This is a genomic window from Rhizobium sp. AN73 (assembly GCF_030757975.1).
GTDB classification, from domain to species: Bacteria; Pseudomonadota; Alphaproteobacteria; order Rhizobiales; family Rhizobiaceae; genus Agrobacterium; species Agrobacterium arsenijevicii.
The window spans coordinates 910,004-928,721 of sequence record NZ_JARWME010000002.1 but is presented as its reverse complement, the minus strand read 5'-3'; the positions used below and the strand labels follow the sequence as shown (position 1 = coordinate 928,721).

Annotated in this window: 18 protein-coding genes, 1 tRNA gene and 1 pseudogene; 8 read left to right on the top strand and 12 right to left on the bottom strand. The window is 59.2% G+C overall.

The genetic code is table 11. The annotated features are described in order from the left end of the window. Positions 1-162: 162 nt before the first annotated feature. Together tig and RBH10_RS14535 are read right to left on the bottom strand one after the other, a co-directional pair. On the bottom strand, positions 163-1,641 hold the full coding sequence (gene tig / locus RBH10_RS14540; protein ID WP_281036733.1) for a trigger factor: 1,479 nt from the start codon (positions 1,639-1,641) through the stop codon (positions 163-165). 240 nt (positions 1,642-1,881) lie between these two features. Then, positions 1,882-1,964, bottom strand: a tRNA-Leu gene (locus RBH10_RS14535). A gap of 654 nt (positions 1,965-2,618) precedes the next feature. Here RBH10_RS14535 and RBH10_RS14530 point away from each other — a divergent pair. From RBH10_RS14530 to trmFO, 3 genes are all read left to right on the top strand, one after another. After that, entirely contained in the window at positions 2,619-2,765 is a 147-nt protein-coding gene (locus RBH10_RS14530; RefSeq protein WP_071242764.1) for a DUF1127 domain-containing protein, read from the top strand. A gap of 479 nt (positions 2,766-3,244) precedes the next feature. Next, positions 3,245-3,388, top strand: coding sequence for a DUF1127 domain-containing protein (locus RBH10_RS14525; RefSeq protein WP_003515516.1), 144 nt, complete (start codon positions 3,245-3,247; stop codon positions 3,386-3,388). A 493-nt stretch (positions 3,389-3,881) separates the two neighbouring features. Next, a complete protein-coding gene (trmFO, locus tag RBH10_RS14520; protein WP_281036734.1) occupies positions 3,882-5,324 on the top strand; it encodes a methylenetetrahydrofolate--tRNA-(uracil(54)-C(5))-methyltransferase (FADH(2)-oxidizing) TrmFO in 1,443 nt (480 codons plus the stop codon). A gap of 6 nt (positions 5,325-5,330) precedes the next feature. On the opposite strand, the gene RBH10_RS14515 is transcribed toward trmFO, so the two are convergent. From RBH10_RS14515 to RBH10_RS14500, 4 genes are all read right to left on the bottom strand, one after another. Continuing rightward, on the bottom strand, positions 5,331-5,933 hold the full coding sequence (locus RBH10_RS14515; protein WP_281036735.1) for a TadE/TadG family type IV pilus assembly protein: 603 nt from the start codon (positions 5,931-5,933) through the stop codon (positions 5,331-5,333). After that, complete coding sequence (locus tag RBH10_RS14510; protein ID WP_306180676.1) at positions 5,930-6,382, bottom strand: TadE/TadG family type IV pilus assembly protein; 453 nt, start codon at positions 6,380-6,382, stop codon at positions 5,930-5,932. Before RBH10_RS14510 ends, RBH10_RS14515 begins: the two co-directional genes overlap by 4 nt. A 115-nt stretch (positions 6,383-6,497) precedes the next feature. Continuing rightward, a complete protein-coding gene (locus RBH10_RS14505) occupies positions 6,498-6,668 on the bottom strand; it encodes a hypothetical protein (RefSeq protein ID WP_281036737.1) in 171 nt (56 codons plus the stop codon). Next, a complete protein-coding gene (locus tag RBH10_RS14500) occupies positions 6,655-7,713 on the bottom strand; it encodes a TadE/TadG family type IV pilus assembly protein (protein WP_281036738.1) in 1,059 nt (352 codons plus the stop codon). Before RBH10_RS14500 ends, RBH10_RS14505 begins: the two co-directional genes overlap by 14 nt. A 429-nt stretch (positions 7,714-8,142) precedes the next feature. Between RBH10_RS14500 and RBH10_RS14495 the strand changes: the two genes are divergently transcribed. The 5 genes from RBH10_RS14495 to RBH10_RS14475 all read left to right on the top strand — a co-directional run bounded on the left by RBH10_RS14495 (position 8,143) and on the right by RBH10_RS14475 (position 13,469). Next, entirely contained in the window at positions 8,143-9,270 is a 1,128-nt protein-coding gene (locus RBH10_RS14495; protein ID WP_045024761.1) for an S-(hydroxymethyl)glutathione dehydrogenase/class III alcohol dehydrogenase, read from the top strand. A 300-nt stretch (positions 9,271-9,570) separates the two neighbouring features. Next, entirely contained in the window at positions 9,571-10,329 is a 759-nt protein-coding gene (locus tag RBH10_RS14490) for a hypothetical protein (RefSeq protein WP_306180942.1), read from the top strand. 86 nt (positions 10,330-10,415) lie between these two features. Then, on the top strand, positions 10,416-10,679 hold the full coding sequence (locus RBH10_RS14485) for an acyl carrier protein (RefSeq protein ID WP_045024757.1): 264 nt from the start codon (positions 10,416-10,418) through the stop codon (positions 10,677-10,679). After that, on the top strand, positions 10,676-12,208 hold the full coding sequence (locus tag RBH10_RS14480; RefSeq protein ID WP_281036740.1) for an AMP-binding protein: 1,533 nt from the start codon (positions 10,676-10,678) through the stop codon (positions 12,206-12,208). Before RBH10_RS14485 ends, RBH10_RS14480 begins: the two co-directional genes overlap by 4 nt. Then, the gene (locus RBH10_RS14475; RefSeq protein ID WP_281036741.1) at positions 12,192-13,469 is read left to right on the top strand and encodes a type III PLP-dependent enzyme; all 1,278 of its coding nucleotides are present in this window, start codon (positions 12,192-12,194) and stop codon (positions 13,467-13,469) included. The genes RBH10_RS14480 and RBH10_RS14475 overlap by 17 nt, the downstream gene beginning before the upstream one ends. Here the strand turns inward: RBH10_RS14475 and RBH10_RS14470 are convergent, their stop codons facing one another. The 6 genes and pseudogenes from RBH10_RS14470 to coaD all read right to left on the bottom strand — a co-directional run bounded on the left by RBH10_RS14470 (position 13,470) and on the right by coaD (position 18,659). After that, positions 13,470-14,627 carry an aminodeoxychorismate synthase component I gene (locus RBH10_RS14470; RefSeq protein ID WP_281036742.1) on the bottom strand — a complete coding sequence of 386 codons (1,158 nt, stop codon included), beginning with the start codon at positions 14,625-14,627 and terminating at the stop codon, positions 13,470-13,472. A gap of 36 nt (positions 14,628-14,663) precedes the next feature. After that, positions 14,664-15,794, bottom strand: coding sequence for a tRNA guanosine(34) transglycosylase Tgt (gene tgt, locus RBH10_RS14465; RefSeq protein ID WP_281036743.1), 1,131 nt, complete (start codon positions 15,792-15,794; stop codon positions 14,664-14,666). After that, positions 15,794-16,876 carry a tRNA preQ1(34) S-adenosylmethionine ribosyltransferase-isomerase QueA gene (gene queA / locus RBH10_RS14460; protein ID WP_281036744.1) on the bottom strand — a complete coding sequence of 361 codons (1,083 nt, stop codon included), beginning with the start codon at positions 16,874-16,876 and terminating at the stop codon, positions 15,794-15,796. The genes tgt and queA overlap by 1 nt, the downstream gene beginning before the upstream one ends. Positions 16,877-17,018: 142 nt before the next feature. Beyond that, positions 17,019-17,529, bottom strand: a pseudogene (locus tag RBH10_RS14455) (peptidylprolyl isomerase). A 36-nt stretch (positions 17,530-17,565) separates the two neighbouring features. Beyond that, on the bottom strand, positions 17,566-18,135 hold the full coding sequence (locus RBH10_RS14450) for a peptidylprolyl isomerase (protein WP_281036745.1): 570 nt from the start codon (positions 18,133-18,135) through the stop codon (positions 17,566-17,568). A 29-nt stretch (positions 18,136-18,164) separates the two neighbouring features. Continuing rightward, a complete protein-coding gene (gene coaD, locus RBH10_RS14445; protein WP_281036746.1) occupies positions 18,165-18,659 on the bottom strand; it encodes a pantetheine-phosphate adenylyltransferase in 495 nt (164 codons plus the stop codon). Positions 18,660-18,718 lie beyond the last annotated feature (59 nt).

The window sequence follows — 18,718 nt, the reverse complement described above, 5'->3', positions numbered from 1 at the left end:
GGTCTCGAACGATAATAATGGAGGATGACGCAACGATGTCGGAAGGTTCAAACCTTTGGCATAAGCCGGGCATCCCTGTTGCAAAACGCCACACGGCCCAAACAAAAAAGGCCGCAGCTTTCGCCACGGCCCTTCAATTCAATCAGCTTCCACTGAAGAAGATTATTCGGCGTCGCCTTCGGCGGCCTTCTTCTTGGCCGGAGCCTTCTTCTTCGGAGCGGCTTCTTCGCCTTCAGCAGCGTCGTCAGCCTTGGCAGCAGCCTTTTTCTTGGCCGGAGCCTTCTTCTTGGTGTCTGTTTCTTCTTCGCCGTCGTCAGCCAGAAGCTCTTCCTTGGAAACGGTCTTGTCCGTTACCGAGATTTCGGAGAGCAGCTTGTCAATGACCTTTTCTTCGAAGATCGGAGCGCGCAGCGAAGCGGAAGCGCCGGGCGTGTTGCGGAAGAAATCGAGGATTTCCTTCTGCTGGCCGGGGAACTGCTGCAGCTGCTGGAACAGCGCGCGCTGCATTTCTTCTTCGGTCACTTCAACACCGGCCTTTTCGCCGATTTCGGAGAGAACGAGGCCGAGACGAACGCGACGTTCAGCAAGCTTGCGATATTCTTCGCGGGCTTCTTCTTCGGTCGTGTCTTCGTCAGCGAAGGTCTTGCCGGACTGGGCGAGATCGGTGTTGATCTGGCGCCAGATGTTGTCAAACTCGGCGTCAACGAGGCCAGCCGGTGTGTCGAACTTGTACATCTCGTCGAGCTGGTCGAGGATCTGACGCTTGACCTTCTGGCGGGTGACGTTGCCGTACTGGCTTTCGATCTGGCCGCGAACGATTTCCTTCAGCTTTTCAGCCGATTCGAGACCGAGCTTGGTTGCCAGTTCGTCGTTGATTTCGACTTCGGCGGCAGCAGCAACTTCCTTGACGGTGACGTCGAAGGTGGCGTCCTTGCCAGCAAGGTTCGCAGCCGGGTAGTCGGCCGGGAAGGTCACGGTGATGGTCTTTTCGTCGCCGGCCTTGACGCCAACGAGCTGGTCTTCGAAGCCGGGGATGAAGCGGCCAGAACCGAGAACCAGTTCAGCGTCTTCAGCCGCGCCGCCGTCGAAGGCAACGCCGTCAACCTTGCCGAGATAGTTCATGGTGACGCGGTCGCCGTCGGCGGCCTTGCCCTTCTTGGTCTCGTAGGTACGGGCGCTTTCAGCGATCTTGAGGATCTGCTCGTTGATTTCGTCTTCGGAGACTTCAACAACTTCGCGGGTAACCTTGATACCGTCATTGGCCTTCAGTTCGATGGCCGGGATGATTTCGTAGGCAACGGTGAATTCGAAATCGGTTTCGGCCGAAAGGATCTTTTCGGCTTCCTGCTCGTCTTCGGTCATGGAGATCGCCGGCTGCGTTGCAGACTTCTCGCCGCGGCTGGAGAGGATTTCGGAAGGCTTTTCACGAACCAGCTCGTTGACGAGGTCAGCCATGATGGACTTGCCGTACATCTTCTTCAGATGGCCCATCGGCACCTTGCCGGGACGGAAGCCGTTGATGCGAACCTTGTCCTTGGCGTCAACCAGGCGCTCGTCCAGACGGGCCTTCATGTCGGCAGCCGGAATAACGACCTTGAGTTCGCGCTTCAGGCCTTCAGCCAGCGTTTCGATAACCTGCATTTTCTCAAACCTTCACATCATGGCGGCGGTGCTCAGACAGCCGTTGGTTTACTTTCGAGCACTGCGCCGGAAACATCGTTCCCCGGCCGTGGCTTCCATTATTTCTTCACACAAGCGCCTGCCGGACAAAATTGCGCTCGCGCCCGAGACAAGGGCGCGAGGGGGATGATGAACCCCGAAGCTCCCTGCATCACTAAAGATGCACTCTGGCACAAGCGTGGCACAGCCATGCTTTGCTTGTGGTGCGGGTAGAGAGACTCGAACTCCCACGCCGAAGCGTTGGTACCTAAAACCAATGCGTCTACCAATTCCGCCATACCCGCACGTTGGGCGGCGGTATGTCACAATGTTCTGGAAGGGTCAAGCACGCCTTGTCCCCTGCCTTTCGTTTCATCAGGACTTTTCTTACCGTCCGCTGCGGCGACAAAAGACGACGAGCACGCTTTTGCCAAACCGCGCCCGGGCAAAAGGCAATAGCGCGGCCGCAAAGCCCTGCCAAACAAGGGCCGGAGAATGACAGGCCCGCCTCTATCTTCCCCGCCCGGCCACATGAACCCTCGATAGGAGAAGCGCGCAACATTTATGCGGCTACATGACATTATATATAGGACGTCCCGCCTGTCGTTTTGCGAGAACATTGCGCCTTCGACCGAATCCCGTACGCGAACGGCCTTTGCACCCCGCTCTCGCCCTGCCCGCCCGTTCCATTCGGCCGGACCGCACGGCTGGGTAGCGGCAGATGCCGGCGAGTTCACCAAAAGCACACAAATTGGTCACAAATTATGCATTAATCGCCGCAATTGGGGTCATTTACCGGCTTGCATTGCATTTCATGCATAGGTGGCATCTTGCTTTGTCTGTTTTTGTTTTGATTAAACCGATTATATTCATGGTCATACAGAGATCGAGTTCAGCCACCGACCCAATCCTCCCAAGACGGGCCGGAGATGCTGGACAGCACGAAGAGGAAGATGACAATGAACATTACACGCTCGCTGACCAACTGGCGCAAGTATCGTCAGACCGTAAACGAACTCGGCCGCATGACCGACCGCGAACTGAGTGACCTCGGCATTGGCCGTCAGGACATCCGCCGCGTTGCACGCACCGCCGTCGGCATCTAATACGCTCCGCCGCTTGAATGCGGCGGATGTGAGACGACCCTCCCAAAAGGCCAGAGGCTCCCCGCCTCCGGCCTTTTTTTCGTTTTGGGCATCCTCTCGGAATAGAGCCATTCCGCCGCATCTGCATGCGCGCGTGACAAACAGATGAAAAAAGCGCCGATCAGATAGGTCGCTACTGAGACGCGGAGGGAGGCAGACAGCCCTTTCAGCACCGTTCAGGGCAGAAAAAGCCGGCTCGACACCGCCCAAACCTGCAAAATCCCTCAAAACCGCCCGAAAGACAGGCATTTCCGCTCATATTTTGCCCATACGATACTCAAAGCCGTAAAATTAGCCGACATAGTGCACAAATGCATGGCAGTAGCCTAAAATCTGCACTGCACAACATGGCTTAATGTCTATATATAAAACCTCAACAGCCGAGAGCACAGAAACACTGAGCCGGCCGACGAAATCAAAGAAAGATTGAGGACACGATCATGAACCCTATCCGCATCGCAAAGAACTGGATCTCCTACCGCCGCACGATCAACGAACTCGGCAGCCTCTCCAACCAGGCCCTGAGCGACATCGGCCTGACCCGTTACGACATCCGTAACGTAGCTTCCCGTTCGTTCCGCTAAGGCGTAAACGATCGTCCCGCTGCCCGACCTCCAGGGCGCGACGATTGAGCGACAGGTAAAAGAAAGCGGCGCCTCTGGCGCCGTTTTTGATTCTGGCGGTATCTGCGGGAGTGAGTCTTCCGTTGCGGCCTATAACGAGCGCCAAAGGCGACCGATAAAGTCTCGGCGGCGCGGCACATTTCTTCTCCCCGCCCGGGGAGAAGGTGGCCCGAAGGGTCGGATGAGGGGGGCAAGCTCTCCGCATCTCACAACCCTTGCCCCCTCATCCCGCTGCCGCGACCTTCTCCCCGGCGGGGAGAAGAAAGCAGGACGCAACCGCTCGTTCCACAGACACCCTACGACAATCCCCATCAGCCCCCCACCCGCAAAAACATTTGGCTGTCGCGGCCATGCGTGGTAGTGCATCGCCCTGAAAAACGCGTCCTTCGGGACCTGCGCGGAACAATCACTCGAAAGACAGCCGCCGGACGGGGCCTCTGCCCCCGCGCGGCCTATGGACGCCAGTATGCAAGACAAGACCTATTCTCCCATTCACGTCGTGGGCGGCGGACTGGCCGGTTCGGAAGCCGCCTGGCAGATCGCTGAGAGCGGCGTTCCCGTCATCCTGCACGAAATGCGCGGCGTGCGTGGCACGGATGCGCATAAGGGCGATACGCTGGCGGAACTGGTCTGTTCCAACTCCTTCCGCTCCGACGATGCGACTGCGAACGCTGTCGGCGTTATCCATGCCGAAATGCGGCTTGCCGGATCGCTGATCATGGCCTGCGCCGACAGGCATCAGGTGCCGGCCGGCGGCGCGCTTGCCGTCGATCGCGACGGATTTTCGCAGGCCGTGACGGATAAGCTCGAAAGTCACCCACTGGTGACGATCCTGCGCGAAGAAGTAACCGGCCTGCCGCCGAAGGAATGGGGCAGCAGCATCATCGCCACCGGCCCGCTCACCTCGCCGGATCTGGCGGCGGCGGTTCAGGCGCAGACGGGTGAGGATGCGCTGGCCTTTTTCGACGCCATTGCCCCCATCGTGCACCGCGACAGCATCAATATGGATATCTGCTGGTACCAGTCGCGTTACGACAAGGTCGGCCCCGGCGGCACGGGCAAGGATTACATCAACTGCCCGATGGACGAGGAACAATACAACGCCTTTATCGACGCGCTGATCGCCGGCGACACGGTGGGTTTCAAGGAATGGGAAGGCACGCCCTATTTCGACGGCTGCCTGCCGATCGAGATCATGGCCGAGCGCGGCCGCCAGACACTGCGTCATGGCCCGATGAAACCGATGGGGCTGACCAATGCCCATAACCCCACCGTCAAGGCCTATGCCGTGGTCCAGCTTCGCCAGGACAACGCGCTCGGCACGCTCTACAACATGGTCGGTTTCCAGACCAAGCTGAAATACGGCGCGCAGGCGGATGTGTTCCGCATGATACCGGGTCTCGAAAATGCGGAATTCGCAAGGCTGGGCGGCCTGCACCGCAACACCTATATCGATTCCCCCATCCTGCTCGATCCGTCGCTGAAGCTGAAATCGCGACCGGACCTGCGTTTCGCCGGCCAGATCACCGGCTGCGAGGGTTATGTGGAAAGCGCATCCGTCGGGCTTCTGGCCGGCCGTTTCGCCGCTGCTGAACGGAAAGGCGAAGCCCCGAGCCTGCCGCCCGCAACCACCGCGCTTGGCTCGCTTCTCAACCACATCACCGGCGGCCACCTCTCCTCGAACGACGAGCCGGGCAAACGCTCCTTCCAGCCGATGAACATCAATTTCGGCCTGTTCCCGGAACTGGAACCGGGCTCCATCGTCAAGCCTGATGGCGTGAAACGTTTTCGCGGCAAGGACAAGACAATTATGAAACGCCAGCTGGTTGCAGCAAGGGCATTGAAGGATTGTGCGGAGTGGCTCGGCGGAAACAGGGACGAGACACACGCGCTTTGAGGCCGCTCAGTCGGCTTTGAATGGCGAGCGTTTAAGATTCCACTTTGCAAAATCCGATTTGCCGCTCTGGTACGGATATCGCTGGGAAAAGAACGGGTTAACAGCCGCAACATATTCGAATTTGAGCGTGATATCGGCGAGGACCGAGATCAGCGGCTGGTAGCTGTAGCGACCGGAGACGACGATGACAGCCTCCTGAGCAACGAAACCGTTGGCAATCACGGTTTTCTCCCACGGCACATCTTCGGCAGAGCCCAGAAAATTGTGGGCGGGAAATTGCAGCCGGGCGACCTTATCCACCAGTTTGACGCTTCTCAACGTCAGGTCGAGTTTGCCCGTCTGGAGAATGCCGCTGCCGGAAAGCACGACGAAACTCGGAACCCCCGTGCGCACCCTTTCCTCGAATTCAGGAAATCTTGCCGCCCAGCGCGCTGAATTGTCGACGATCGTCATGAACCGGTCATAGCTCAGCCAGCCCCGCCCGATCTCAATGACCACCGCAAGCATAAGGACGAGCAGCGGTGCCAGAAGCCCCATTTCCACCGCCGCAGCGCCAGAGCGGCAACGGCCAAAACCAGCAAGACGCAAAAACCGTGTCGTCTTTTTCATTCGGTCACCCGCACGGCAGTGATCGCCAGGGAAATGTTGCGCAACTGATGAATGCCCCCCGTGTCCGGCACGAGGATACGCGTCGTCGGCATCAAAAAATTCCAGTTGTAACCGATCGCCAGAATGTACTGCCCGGCGGTATCGGCGAGCGGGCGGAAATCGTTCGCGATCGGTGTGGGCACCTTGGCTTCGGCAATATCGTCGTCGGGAATCGGCAAAAGGGCAATCTTGAGATTGGTTTCGTCCGTCCCTCCAATGAAATGGGAGGCGATTGCCTTACGCAGCGCAATCTCGGTCGCCGGCCTGCCGTCGGCCGCCGCCTTGCGGAGATACTCGATGCCCGCATTCGAGGCAAAAGAGAGATAGAGATAATAGAGCATCAACAGGCCGATTTCGAGCGTCCCGAAAATCAGTCCAAAAAACAGCGGCAACAGCAGCGCCGTCTCCACCGCCGTTGCCGCCTTTCGGTCGCCAAACAGCCGGTAACATGCCCCATGCGTGAACCGGCATCCGCGCGGGTCACCGCAGCTTTTATCCTGACGCGGGGAAAGAAAAGACTTCATCTCAGCCTTCTTCCATTCGATCCACATAGATAAGCTGGAAGCCCGTGATGATGCCGCCGAAGCTGTCGCTCAGTCCGGTAGCCTCGATCGTCACCCGATAGATGGAGTAAGCCTTGACCCTGAAACTGTAATCCCTCGGCGTCCAAGCGATATTGTTTTTATCCTGAGCCATTTCCCACACCTTCTGCTGAGGTTTCAGGGTGGGGAGCCGTTGCTGTAGCGAAATCTTGATTCCGTTCGTTTTTTTCGACGTCCTCGACGGCCCGGCGCCCATTATACCAAACCATGATCTTATATATCCCGGGGTGAAGCTCGACATCCTTGTAGATCGAGCTATTGGCTTCGATATTTTTTTTCTTGCCGGGCGCCGGCGGTCCCCAGTCGCTGTCGAGTTCCATGACATAACGGGTTGGCAATGAGAGCTCGGTGCCCGCCTTCTTTTCAATTTCGTTCTTGTCGGTGGTCTTTACCTTATTGGCCTCCTTCAGCGTGCAGGCCAAGTCGTTCGCGGTGGGGGCCCCGTTGAGTTTCTTGCTCTCCATGCCCGCCGGATAACCCTGCCAGTTGTGATTGCGGCGGCAGCAGGGGCTGCTCCAGTCCTGCAACTCGACGCCGGGTCCGGTCCCGCCATCCCATCCGATTTCCGAATATGGATAGACACCCCAGCAGCCGCCGGGGGTTTCCTTGGTGACGCCGTTTTTCAGAACTCGCTCGACGCCGAGAGCGTTGCTCTCGAACATATTGTCGATGATGACCGCATCGTCCTCGGGATAGGGCGGGATGCCTTCGCAGGACTCATCTAGGCGATATTTCAGCTTATCGAGATTGAACATCTCCGAGAAAATCAGACCGTAACTGAACTCAGCCTTGATCTTCGTCGTGGTCCAGTCCACCTCCACCTGGCGCGAGAGGACCTTTTGCTTGGTGGATTGAATCATGGCATCGAAGGCCGCGGCCACATTGTCACGCCTGACGCGGTCAAGCAACGTATAGGTGCGCGTGGGCTTGGTGGCTCTTTCGCACGCCATCGCCATGACCCGCTTGGACTGGCTGTAATATGCCAGCGCCCTGCCGCCTTCAAAAAGCAGCCCAAGCAAAATGATGAAGACCGGCAGCAGCAGCGCGGTCATGATGGCGAAGGTGCCCGCGCGATCTTTGAGGAACGACGAAAACGGCGCCCTTTTCGATGCTGCTTTTGTTATCCATCTGCTCGTCATCAAAACACCGTCTCATGTCGCTCATCGCCATGGGAAAGGCGCGCTTTGAAAAGCGGCAGCCCTGGCTTTCTGCGACGTTTAAAAATACCCGGCTGACGCCGGTCGCTTGAAAATTGCGCGCTGGTCGCCGACGGGGCTGCTTTTCGAGCAACCTCGCCTGACCACTGAAAATACAGGGGTCAATTAACACGCAAACCGTAAATCAAAGCTCAACCGGAACTCAAAAATATGAAGCAAATTCATATTCTTAATTTATTTATTAATAAATTAGCGAGTATCTAAAGGGGCATGTGACCGACTGACGGCAGTGCGGGATTTCATTTCACGGCCACTTCCGAAAACACAAACTTTGGCTCGCCCCTTGTCCCTCCAGCCAAGCTCGGGCAAAACAGCCCTGTTCAATCACAAGACAATGCCAGGAGATAAGATATGGACGTTCGCGCCGCAGTTGCCATTCAGGCCGGAAAGCCGCTTGAGGTCATGACCGTTCAACTCGAAGGCCCTCGCTTCGGCGAAGTGCTGATCGAGGTCAAGGCGACCGGCATCTGCCACACCGACGATTTCACGCTCTCCGGTGCCGATCCGGAAGGCCTGTTCCCAGCCATCCTCGGCCATGAGGGCGCCGGCATCGTCGTTGACGTTGGCCCGGGTGTTACCTCGGTCAAGAAGGGCGATCACGTCATTCCGCTCTATACGCCGGAATGCCGCGAGTGCTATTCCTGCACCTCGCGCAAGACCAATCTCTGCACCTCCATCCGCGCCACCCAGGGCCAGGGCGTGATGCCCGACGGCACCAGCCGCTTCTCGATCGGCAAGGACAAGATCCATCACTATATGGGCTGCTCGACTTTCTCGAACTTCACGGTCCTGCCGGAGATCGCCCTTGCCAAGATCAATCCTGACGCCCCCTTCGACAAGGTCTGCTATATCGGCTGCGGCGTGACGACCGGCATCGGCGCCGTCATCAATACCGCCAAGGTAGAGATCGGCTCGACGGCAATCGTCTTCGGTCTCGGCGGCATTGGTCTCAACGTTCTGCAGGGCCTGCGTCTTGCCGGCGCCGACATGATCATCGGTGTCGATATCAACAATGACCGCAAAGCCTGGGGCGAGAAGTTCGGCATGACCCACTTCGTCAACCCGAAGGAAGTCGGCGATGACATCGTGCCCTATCTCGTCAACATGACGAAGCGCAATGGCGACCTGATCGGCGGTGCGGATTACACGTTCGACTGCACCGGCAATACCAAGGTCATGCGTCAGGCGCTGGAATCTTCGCATCGCGGCTGGGGCAAGTCGGTCATCATCGGCGTTGCCGGTGCCGGTCAGGAAATCTCCACGCGTCCGTTCCAGCTGGTCACCGGCCGCAACTGGATGGGCACCGCATTCGGCGGCGCGCGCGGCCGCACCGACGTGCCGAAGATCGTCGACTGGTACATGGAGGGCAAGATCCAGATCGATCCGATGATCACCCACACCATGCCGCTCGAAGACATCAACAAGGGCTTCGAGCTGATGCACAAGGGCGAAAGCATTCGCGGCGTTGTGGTCTATTGATCGACTAATAACAATAGCAGGCGCGCGCGCCGCGCGTCTGCCATTCATGCAAATATGACTTGATGCAAATATGAACAGCTTCGCACCTTGCAGCCGTACCGATTAACGGGACGGTAAATCTATCGTCGTATGCCAATATTGCGCGGTGGAGTTGAAAAACCTCTCCCCGCCCGAAACGACGCCAGATAGCGGGAGCGACCTCTGAGAACCGTACCGATCGACAACGGAAATCGCGTCGCTGCCGTTGCCCTTCTGACGAAAGGTTTTCCGGAAAAGAGCGAAGCCTTCTGGGCGCTCGGGATATCCCTGATAAGCGACCATCACCAGCGGCAGAACCTCGGCGCCATCGGGCAATTGCTGATGAAGGGCGACGATGCCGTGGGCGTTCTCTTGACGATCCGAAGCCGCCTGCCCGATACCGACAGGACAGTCGTCAACCTGTCCAGCTGGTATGTCGAGCCATCCAGCCGTTGGTTTGCACCGCGTATGCTGCAAATGGCAACATCCTCCGACGAAGACATCTTCACCGATCTCACCCCATCGTCCGAAGCCTGCAAGCTGAACGAGAGACTGGGGTTTGCAACGGTAACGAATTACACGCTCTTTTATCCCTTACCGTTAAGGGCGTTTGGCCCGGCTGGCGCGCGACTCCGCCCGCTTGCCGAGGTGGCGCAGGGCACGCTTTCCGCCGCTACGCGCGACATGCTGGAGGATCACGCGCGTTTCGGCTGTATCGTCGCGGTCATGGAGACGGATGGCCGCCATTATCCGCTGGTGTTTTTAAAAACCACGACCAAGAGACTGCCCTCCGCGCGCCTCATCTATTGCGAGGACCGGCAGGTCGCGCAAAGGCACATTTCGGCAATCGCCCGCCATCTTCTTGGCAAGGGCCGGCTTGCGGTGACCATAGCGGCTTCCGATCAGGAGCGAGACGCCGGCGGGTTTGCCATACTCAAATCCTCGCCAATACAAGTAAAGGGCGCATGGAACCCACGGTTTATTAACGAAACATACTCAGAATTGGTGTTATTGCCACCCTGGGTATTGGGACGCACTTGAAAAGCCAGCGTTAAAACCTTGCCTGCAAAGAAGAAAATGCGCTTCGGCCAGGATTTGTCCCGAACGCGAACGAGCGGAGAATGAGCATGCTTTCAGCCAAACTTAGGGAAGTCGATGTCTCGGAGACCGTTTACTCCTATCTCTCGCAGCGTTTTCCGGCACACGCCCCTTTTGCGGCCGATACGCAATTGCTTGAAGGCGGCGTGATCGATTCGCTCGGTTTTCTGGAATTGATGATCTTTCTCGGCGAAGGTTTTGGCATCATTCTCAATGACGAACATTTCACCCCGGAAAATCTCGGCACGCCGGCCGATCTGATCGCCTTCGTTTTGCAGGAACGGCGGAAATGACACCCCACGTCCTGCTGCACCACCTGCTCACCGCGCGGGCGGAAAGCGGCGATGAGGCGCTCGTCTACAAGGAAAAATCGCTGAGCTATCGCGAATTTTCCGAAGCGGCGGCGCGTTGTGCTGCGGCATTGCGGGAAGCGGGAACGGAACGCGGCGACCGGGTCGTCATCTTCCTGCCGCGCGGCATCGAGGAATGCTGGTCGATCTTCGGCGTGAGCATGGCATCCTGCGTTTTCGTGCCGGTCAATGCACTTTTGAAGGCGCAGCAGATCCGCCATATCATCAGGGATTGCGGCGCGAAAATCGTCATCAGCAACGCTTCGATGGTGGACGAGCTGAACGTTGCGCTGGAAGACCTGCCCGAGGTCAAGGTGTTGCTGGCGGAAGACATCGACAGCCGCTCGATGGCACCCGCCAAAGCCTCGACAGCGATCGGCGAAGACCTTGCGGCGATCCTCTATACCTCCGGCTCCACCGGCTCGCCCAAGGGCGTCATGCTGTCGCATCGCAATCTTCTGGCCGGAGCGCGTATCGTGCGCACCTATCTGGAGATCACCGGCAAGGACCGCATTCTCTCCATCCTGCCCTTCAGTTTCGATTATGGCCTGAACCAGCTGCTGACGGCGGTGGAACAGGGTGCAACGACGATCATCTCCACCTTCCGGCTCGGCGACGACATCGTCCGGGATCTGCGCGACCATGCCATTACCGGGCTTGCCGGCGTTCCGACCGTCTGGGCAATCCTGACGCGAGCAGCGCCGTTGCTGGCGAAAACGCCGTTGCCGCAGCTGCGCTACATCACCAACTCCGGCGGGCGCGTGCCGCAGGAAACCGTCAGGGCGTTGCGTGAAAAGTTGCCGGACACGAAAATCTACCTGATGTATGGCCTGACCGAGGCCTTCCGCTCCACCTTTCTGCCACCGGAAGAAATCGACCGTCGCCCGACCTCCATCGGCAAGGCCATTCCGGAATGTGAAATTTTCATCGTCACCGCTGAGGGACAGAGGGCAAAACCGGGCGAACCCGGCATTCTCATCCATCGCGGCCCGACCGTTTCGCTGGGTTACTGGAACCGGCCGGAAGATACCGCCAAGGTGCTGCGCCCTCACCCTTTCATTCCGGCTGAACGCGGCGGCGAAACCGTGTGTTATTCCGGCGATCTGGCGGTGGAAGACGTGGACGGCTTTTTCAGCTTCGTTGCCCGCAACGACGCGATGATAAAATCATCAGGCTATCGCATCAGCCCGACCGAGGTGGAAGAAAGCCTGATGTCGACCGGCCTCTTCCAGCAGGTCGCCGTCATCGGCCTGCCGGACCCGTTTGCGGGTGAAAAGGTGCATGCCGTGGCAACCGCCGCCAACGAGAATATCGATGTTTCGGCAGCGCTCAAGAAAGCCGCCGAAATGCTCGCCCCCTTCATGATCCCGCGCGCCATCGAACTGGTCGACCGGCTTCCGGTCACGGCCAATGGCAAGGTGGATTACCGCGCGCTGGTGCGTGAACGGACAGACAATGGCGCCCACGGATAAACCCCAAAGCCACGGCCCGGCCCTTGCAGCCGCGCAATTCACGGTCAACGAAAACGATCTTGTCATCGGTGGCCTTGCGGTGCGCGATATCGTTGCCGAGACCGGAACGCCGTGTTTCCTTTATGACGCGAGCACCATGCGCCGCGCTTATCGGAATCTCGCAACCGCGCTCAGTGGTTTTGCCGATATCTACTATTCGGTGAAAGCAAATCCCCTGCCCGCCATCATCTCCCTGTTCCACGAAGAGGGTGCCGGTGCGGAAATCGCCTCCGTTGGTGAATATCGCGCCGCCATCAAGGCCGGTGTCGCGCCGGGAAAAATCATCTTCGCCGGCCCCGGCAAGCGCCAGGCTGAATTGCTGGAAGTGATCGAGGGCGGCATCGGCGAAATCCATATCGAGAGCGCCGAGGAAATCGCCCGCATCGAAGCCATCGGCAAGCCGGTCAAGGCCTCGATCCGCATCAATCCGGTGCCGGATGCCCAGGCCGGCGCCATGCGCATGGGCGGCAAGGCCACGGCCTTCGGATTCGACGAGGAAGAGCTGGAAAATATCCTGCCGCTGTTCAGGGGCACCAGGCATATCGATCTCGTCGGTGTCCATATTTACGGCGGCACGCAGATCCTCGACGCCGACATGCTTGTCTCCCAATGGAGACACTCCATTCTGCTTGCGGCGCGCATGGCCGAAATGCTTGGCAGGCCACTTGAAACCATCGATCTCGGCGGCGGCCTCGGCATCCCCTATTTCACCGGAGAAACGCCGCTCGATCTAGCAGCAGTCAGCGCCGCCATTCCCGCTCTCAAGGCCTTGATGCAGGCGCATCCGCTGATTGCCGATGCCCACGTCATCGTCGAACCCGGCCGTTTCCTTGCCGGTCCCGGCGGTATCTACGTGGCGGAAGTGAATTCGGTAAAGACCTCGCGCAGCACCACCTTCGTGGTGACGGATGGCGGCATGCACCACCATCTGGCAGCCTCCGGCAATCTCGGCCAGATCGTCAAACGCAACTACCCCATCATCGCACCGGCCATGATGCAGGCGGATTACGACGAGACGGCAACCATTGTCGGCCCGCTCTGCACCCCGCTCGACACACTGGCCCGCAACGCCGCCCTGCCGAAGCTTAAGGCCGGCGATCTCCTCGCCATCCTGCAATCGGGAGCCTATGGCGCCAGCGCCAGCCCCGTGGGTTTTCTAAGTCATCCGGCGGCGAAGGAAGTGCTGGTTGAGGATGGTGCGTTTGAGGTGATCGGGCGCTGATCACCCCCGCAACAACCTGTCGCCTACCGCGAATTTCGACTTCAGCAGACACTCATCATATTCCGCCTCGGCATCGGAATCGAACACAATGCCGCCGCCGACATTGAAGACCGCGCGGCCACCGTCGAACAGGGTCAGCGTGCGGATTGCCACCGAAAAGCGCATCTCACCATTCGGGGACATGAAGCCGATCGCGCCGCAATAGGCGTCGCGCGGCGTCTGTTCCAGTTCGCGCAGTATCTTCATCGCCCACATTTTCGGCGCGCCGGTAACCGAACCGCAGGGAAACAGCGCCGCGAAAATACCTTCCACCGTCACGTCAGGCAAAAGCTTCGCCCGCACATGGCTGACCATCTGGTGCACGGTGGGATAGGTCTCGATATCGAACAGTCGCGGCACGTCGAGACTGCCGACCTCGGTGATGCGGGAAATATCGTTGCGCAGGAGATCGACGATCATGCGGTTTTCGGCGAGCGTCTTTTCATCCTCAAGCATCGCCGCGATAATCGCGCGGTCCTCTTGCGCATTCGCGCCGCGCGGCGTCGTGCCCTTCATCGGATGGGTTTCGATAAAACCTTGCCCGTCGACCGAGAAAAACAGTTCCGGCGAGCGTGACAGGATGACAGGTCCGCCAAGATCGACCAGCGCGCCATATTTGACCGGCTGGCGCTCGACCAGCGACCAGAAGGCCGTGAGCGGATCGCCGCTCCAGCGCGCATGGACCGGCATGGTCAGATTGCCCTGATAACAGTCGCCCCGGCGCAGATGCCCGTGCAGCCGCTCGAAGCGCTGGCAATATTCTTCTAGGCTCCATGCGGGCACAGGATCGGAAAGAAATGCATCCGCATCCGGCAGGTCTGCGGGACGCGCAAACCACCCCTCATCCGGCTGCGGGCCGGAAAAGACGCCGAAGCGAAGGAACGGCACGTTGCGCGGCTCGGTCGCAAAAGGCGCAAGCTTCGGCTCGAACAGGAAACCGGCCTCGTAGGACATATAGCCGGCAAGGTATTTCCCGGCGCGGCGCAGCTGCTCCATGCGCTTCAGGGCGGCAAAAAACGCCTCCGGCTCGTCCGCGACGATGATCTCTTCCGGCTCGGTGAAGGCTGTCACCGTGCCGGTCGTGTCATCCCGGAAAAGAACGTAAGGCGCATGTGCCAAGGAAAGCGTCCGAAACAGGAGAAAGGTCGGGAAATGTCAGAGCGGGTCGATATCGCCCCGCGCCCACATCTCGATGGTTTCCGCATAAAAATCGGCGAAACGGCCTTCCTCAATCGACTTGCGGATACCCTGCATCAGCTCCTGATAATAGGCAAGATTGTGCCAGGAGAGCAGCATGCCGCCCAGCGCCTCGTTGGAGCGCGTGAGATGATGCAGATAGGCGCGGGAATAATCACGCGAGGCCGGGCAGTTGGATTGCTCGTCCAGCGGGCGCATATCCTCGGCGTGGCGGGCGTTGCGGATATTGACCCTACCGCGACGGGTAAAGGCAAGCCCGTGGCGGCCGGAGCGCGTCGGCATCACGCAGTCGAACATGTCGATGCCACGCGCCACGGATTTCAGGATATCGTCAGGCGTACCGACGCCCATCAGGTAACGCGGCTTTTCGGTGGGCAGAACCGGCAATGTGATGTCGAGCATGCCCAGCATCACATCCTGTGGTTCGCCGACGGCGAGACCGCCAACCGCGTAGCCCTTGAGATCAAGCTCCTTCAGGCCTTCGGCGGAACGAATGCGCAGATCCGGCTGGTCGCCGCCCTGCACGATGCCGAACATGGCCTTGCCAGGCTGTTCGCCGAATGCGACGCGGCAGCGCTCCGCCCAGCGCAGCGACATTTCCATGGCGCGCTCGATTTCCTTGCGCTCGGCCGGCAGCGCGATGCATTCATCGAGCTGCATCTGGATGTCCGAATCAAGCATGCCCTGAATTTCGATCGAGCGTTCCGGCGACATATGGTGCAGCGAACCGTCCACATGGCTCTTGAAGGTCACACCCTTCTCGTCCAGCTTGCGCAGGCCGGAAAGCGACATGACCTGAAAACCACCGCTGTCGGTGAGGATCGGATGCGGCCAGCGGATAAGCTCATGCAGGCCGCCGAGCCTTGCCACACGCTCCGGGCCGGGCCGCAGCATCAGGTGATAGGTATTGCCGAGAATGATATCGGCCCCCAGTTCGCGCACCTGATCGAGATACATGGCCTTGACGGTACCAACCGTGCCAACAGGCATGAAGGCGGGCGTGCGGATGACACCGCGCGGCATGGCGACTTCGCCGAGGCGCGCGCCGCCACTCGTGGCTTTCAGGGTGAAGGTGAATTTGTCGTGCATCAGTTCTTCCGGAACAACAGGCTGGAATCGCCATAGGAATAGAAGCGGTATCCGGTTTCGATGGCGTGCTTATAAGCGTCACGCATCGTTTCGAGACCGCAGAAAGCCGAAACGAGCATGAACAGCGTCGATTTCGGCAGGTGGAAATTGGTCATCAGAATATCAACCGCGCGGAACTGGTATCCGGGCGTGATGAAGATGCCGGTCGCGCCGGACCATGGCTGAACGACGCCATTTTCGTCGGTGGCGCTTTCGATCAACCGCAGCGACGTGGTGCCGACAGAAACGATCCGCCCGCCGCGCGCCTTGACCGCATTGAGCTTAGCGGCCGTTTCTTCGGAAACATGGCCGATCTCGAAATGCATCTTGTGATCGTCGGTATCGTCGGACTTCACCGGAAGGAAGGTACCTGCCCCTACGTGAAGTGTAACGAAGTGCCGTTCGATTCCGGCCTTGTCCAACGCCTCGAAAAGATCAGGCGTGAAATGCAGCCCGGCGGTGGGGGCGGCAACGGCACCCTTCTCGCGGGCGTAAATGGTCTGGTAATCGGTCTGGTCCTGCGCATCTTCCGGTCGTTTGGCGGCGATATAGGGCGGCAGGGGAATATGACCAACGGAGGCAATCGCCTCATCGAGCACCGGGCCGGAAACGTCGAAAAGCAGCGTGATTTCGCCCTCCTCGCCCTTTTCCTCGACGGTGGCTTCGAGATGCGCAAGGCCGCAGGCATTGTCGCGCTCGTAACCGAAACGGATGCGGTCACCCTGCTTGATGCGCTTGCCGGGCCGCGCGAAAGCCTTCCAGCGCGACTGGTCGGCACGCATGTGCAGCGTGGCCGAAACTGCCGTTTCCGGCGCGCCTTCACGCAGCCGCACCCCTTCAAGCTGGGCGGGAATGACGCGGGTATCGTTAAACACCAGCGCATCGCCGGGTTTCAGAAATGATATCAGATCGAAGACGCGATGATCTTCCATGCGGTCCACATTCGGATCGACCACCAGCAGGCGCGCACTATCGCGCGGGTTCGCCGGGCGAAGGGCGATATTCTCCTCGGGCAGGTCGAAATCGAACAGGTCTACACGCATGAAACGGGCTCTCGAAAATATCAAAACCCGCCCTGCATGGCATGGGGCGGGTGAAGGCTGATGACGGCGGAGAGGTTCGATACCTTCTCAATATTCAGACCGCTCCGCAGTCGCCTGCGGAGCGGTCTGATGCATTGTCCCCTCAGGCCGCAGAAGCAAGCTTGATGGAAACGATCAGATCGGGATCCTTCACAGGCTCGCCGCGCTTGACCTTGTCGATGGCTTCCATGCCTTCGATGACCTGGCCCCAAACGGTGTACTGCTTGTTCAGCCAGGGCGAGATCGGTGAAGCAGATGAAGAACTGCGAGTTGGCGGAGTTCGGGCTCTGCGAACGGGCCATGGAGCAGGTTCCGCGAACGTGCGAAATGGCGGAGAATTCGGCCTTGAGGTCCGGCTTGTCCGAGCCGCCCATGCCGGCGCGGGCCGGATTGAAGCTTTCCGAACCCTTCTTGCCGAACTTCACGTCGCCCGTCTGGGCCATGAAGTCTTCGATGACGCGGTGGAAAACGACGCCGTCATAAGCGCCTTCCGAAACGAGTTCCTTGATGCGGGCAACGTGGCTAGGGGCAACTTCCGGCAGCAGCTGGATCACGACCTTACCGGTCGTCGTTTCCATGATGATGGTGTTTTCCGGATCCTTGATCTCGGCCATGGTTATTCTCCTCTGTTCGGGCTCTATTGCCCTACCTTACTTTTTGCCGACGGTGACCTTGATCATCCGGTCGGGGTTGGAAACTTCGCCGTTGCCGCCGGCGCCGCGCTTGATCTTGTCCACGGCTTCCATGCCGGACACGACCTTACCGACCACGGTGTACTGACCGTTCAGGAACGGACCGTCGGCAAACATGATGAAGAACTGCGAATTGGCGGAATTCGGATCGCTCGAGCGGGCCATGCCGACCGCGCCGCGCGTGAACGGCGTCTTGGAGAATTCGGCCGGAATATCCGGCAAGTCCGAACCGCCAGTGCCGGCGCGCTGGGCGTTGAAGCCCTTCTCCATGTTGCCGTATTGCACGTCGCCGGTCTGCGCCATGAAACCGTCGATGACGCGGTGGAAGGCGACATTGTCATAAGCGCCCTTTTTCGCCAGCGCCTCGATCTGCGCAACGTGCTTCGGCGCAACATCAGGCATCAGCTCGATGACAACAGGGCCGTCCTTCAGCTGGACAGTCAGGAATTCGGCGGCCGACGCGAAGGTGCTGGCGGCAAGCGCGCCCGCAAACAGGGCGCCAGCAAAGGCAAATCGAACGAGTTTCATCGGATTGGCTCCAGAATGTAGGGCTGAAGTCAGCGCTTCAGCTTGGCGTTGAGGGCTTCAAGCACGGCTTTGGGAACGAAGGCATCCACATTGCCGCCCATGGCGGCGATCTGCCGGACCAATGTGGCTGTAATGGGTCGCGACGATGTGCCCGCCGGCAGGAACACGGTCTGTATATCAGGCGCCATCTGGCGGTTCATGCCGGCCATCTGCATTTCATAGTCGAGATCGGTGCCGTCGCGCAGGCCACGCAGCAGAAGACGCGCACCATGCTGGCGGGCGGCATCCACGACCAGATTGTCGAAGGAAACAACCTCCATGCGCGCCACCTCGCCCGGCAGGCTTTCGGAAAGCGCCCGTTTTATCAGCGCCGACCGCTCCTCGAAGCTGAACAGCGGTGCTTTTCCGGGATGGATGCCAACGGCGACGATGACTTTCGACGCCACGTTCAGCGCCTGGATAAGCACATCCAGATGTCCGTTGGTCATCGGATCGAAGGATCCTGGATAAAAGGCAATCGTCATATCGCTCTCAGGTGGTGGGCGTTATGTGCCGCCTTTTGTCATGGAGATGGGCGCGGCGC